This window comes from Protofrankia sp. Cr1 (assembly GCF_963555865.1).
Taxonomy (GTDB): Bacteria; Actinomycetota; Actinomycetes; order Frankiales; family Frankiaceae; genus Protofrankia.
Genome location: NZ_CAUVXO010000379.1, coordinates 1 through 2,609, shown reverse-complemented (window position 1 = coordinate 2,609; position 2,609 = coordinate 1). Strand labels below are relative to the sequence as shown.

Annotated in this window: 2 protein-coding genes; both read left to right on the top strand. The window is 69.2% G+C overall.

Going from position 1 to position 2,609, the window contains the following annotated elements; all coding sequences use genetic code 11:
• The first annotated feature begins 64 nt into the window (after positions 1 to 64).
• Positions 65 to 1,222 carry a DNA polymerase III subunit beta gene (gene dnaN, locus U9980_RS21760; RefSeq protein WP_322748693.1) on the top strand — a complete coding sequence of 386 codons (1,158 nt, stop codon included), beginning with the start codon at positions 65 to 67 and terminating at the stop codon, positions 1,220 to 1,222.
• 1 nt (position 1,223) lies between these two features.
• Positions 1,224 to 2,465, top strand: coding sequence for a DNA replication/repair protein RecF (locus U9980_RS21755; RefSeq protein ID WP_322769622.1), 1,242 nt, complete (start codon positions 1,224 to 1,226; stop codon positions 2,463 to 2,465).
• The last annotated feature ends 144 nt before the right edge of the window (positions 2,466 to 2,609 follow it).

The window sequence follows — 2,609 nt, the reverse complement described above, 5'->3', positions numbered from 1 at the left end:
GCGGACGCCTGCGATGCTGGAACGCCTCAGCGCAGGCGAACAGCACCATCCAGAAGGGCGAATCATGAAGTTCCGGGTTGAACGGGACGACTTCACCGATGCCGTGGCGTGGACGGCGCGCACGTTGCCGACCCGTGCGACCTCACAGCTTCAGGTCCTTGCTGGGCTTATGCTGGATGCGACCGGTCCATCACTGAAGGTCTCGGCCTTCGACTACGAGGTGGCAGCGCAGTGCGGGGTGACGGCGACGATCTCCGAAGAGGGCCGGGCGTTGGTGTCCGGCAAGCTCCTCGCCGAGATCACCCGAGCTCTTCCCTCGGCACCGGTCGAGTTGGCGACCGACGGCGCGCGCGTGGTGCTTACCTGTGGTAACGCACGGTTCACCCTTCCGACCATGTCGGTTGATGACTACCCGACATTGCCACCGATGCCGGCGGCGACCGGCCACATTGAGGGAGCCGCGTTTGCCGGGGCGGTGTCCCAGGTCGCGGTGGCCGCGGGCAAGGACGACACGCTGCCGGTGCTCACCGGCGTCCGCCTCGAGATCAACGGTGAGATGCTCATCTTGGCCGCTACGGACCGTTACCGGCTGGCCGTTCGCAAGATGAAGTGGCGTCCCACCGCGGTTGACGTCGAGGGTGTTGCGATGGTGCCGGCGCGTACTCTGAGCGATACCGCCAAGGCGTTGTCGGGCTCCGGGGCGGAGGTCGCGATCGCGCTCGGATCGGGTCCGTCCGGGGAGGCCCTCGCCGGGTTTACCGGTGGTGATCGGCAGACCACGACCCGCTTGGTGGACGGTTCCTTCCCGCCCTATCAGCGGTTGTTGCCCGACAGCTCACCGCTGACCGCGCAGATTGAGATCTCCCCGTTCGCCGAAGCTGTGAAACGCGTCGCGCTGGTTGCCGCACGTACCGCTCCGGTCCAGTTGAGCTTCTCCGCCGAGCACTTGGTCCTCGAGGCCGGCGCCGGCGGCGAGGCGCAGGCCCGGGAGACGTTGCCGATCGGCTACGACGGACCGGACCTGTCCATCGCGTTCAACCCGACGTACCTGCTCGACGGTCTGAACGCGGTGGAGTCCGACGTGGTGTACATCGGTTTCGCGAGCGCTGACGATGCGGATGAGGCCGCCAAAAAGCCCGCGATCCTCACCGGCAAGGCACCCGACGACGGTGAGGTCCCCGACTACCGCTACCTGCTCATGCCGATCCGGCTGTCCGGGTGACGTGCATCTCACGCACCTGTCGCTGGTGGACTTCAGGTCCTATCCCGCGTTGGATCTTCAGCTCGCGCCCGGAGTGACCACGTTCGTCGGCTCCAACGCGCAGGGTAAGACCAACCTGTTGGAAGCCGTCGGCTACCTGGCTACTCTTAGTAGTCACCGCGTGGCCTCGGATGCGCCGCTCGTTCGCGAGGGCGCGGCGAGCGCGGCATTGCGCGCGCGGATCGTGCGGGGCGACCGGGCCGCACTGGTGGAGATTGAGATCATCCCGGGCCGGGCGAACCGGGCCCGGCTCAACCGGGCTCCGCTTGCCCGGCCCCGCGACGTCCTGGGATTGCTGGTCATGGTGCTCTTCGCCCCGGAGGATCTTGCGTTGGTCCGGGGCGATCCGGCCGAGCGCCGGCGGTTCCTCGACGATCTGCTGGTCGCCCGGGCGCCGCGGTTGGCCGGTGTGCTCGCCGACTACGACAAGGTGTTGCGCCAGCGGTCGACGCTGTTGCGGACGGCCGCGGCCGCGCGCCGCGGCGGCCGGACGAGCGATCTGCGCACCTTGGACGTCTGGGATGCCCAACTTGCCCGGTACGGGTCTGAACTGGTAGCGGCGCGGGGCGCGCTGGTCGAGGCGTTGCGACCCAGAGTGGAAACCGCCTACTCGGCCGTGGCCGCAGCCCCGGCCGTCTCCCCGGCCGCCCCGGTCTCCGGTGCCCGAGACGACGTGCGGACGGGCAGGGCGCTGACCGCCATCGAATACCGCTCGACCGTCGCAGCCGGAACGTCCGACCAGGCCGTGGGCGGTCCTGGCCCGGGCGGTCCCGTTCCGGGCGAGTCTGTCTCCACCGACCGGGCTGTGCTGGAGGCGGCGATGCTCACCGAGCTCGCCCGGGTCCGGCCGCGCGAGCTCGAGCGCGGGGTGACCCTGGTCGGCCCACATCGCGACGAGCTGTTGCTGTCCATCAACGGTCGGCCGGCGCGGGGGTATGCGAGCCACGGCGAGTCGTGGTCGCTCGCGCTTGCACTCAAATTGGCATCATTCGAACTATTGCGGGATGATCAGCGCGAACCGGTACTATTGCTTGACGATGTGTTCGCTGAGCTCGACGTGAACCGTCGGGCCCGGCTGGCGGAGCTGGTCGCCCCGGCCGAGCAGGTCCTGGTGACGGCAGCGGTCGACGCGGACGTTCCCGCCGCGTTGGCCGGAGTGCGTTTCGAAGTCGCGGACGGGCAGGTGCACCATGTCGTCGGATGAGCATTCGCATGAGCCTTCGGATGAGCATGCTGGCGCGGGCGAGCTGGCGGCCGGTCCCGCCCCGGTGCGTGGCGCAGACCTCGCCCGCCTCGTTCTCGCTCGGGCCAAGGAGGATGCCCGCGCCCGGGCGTCCGGGCGCGGGCG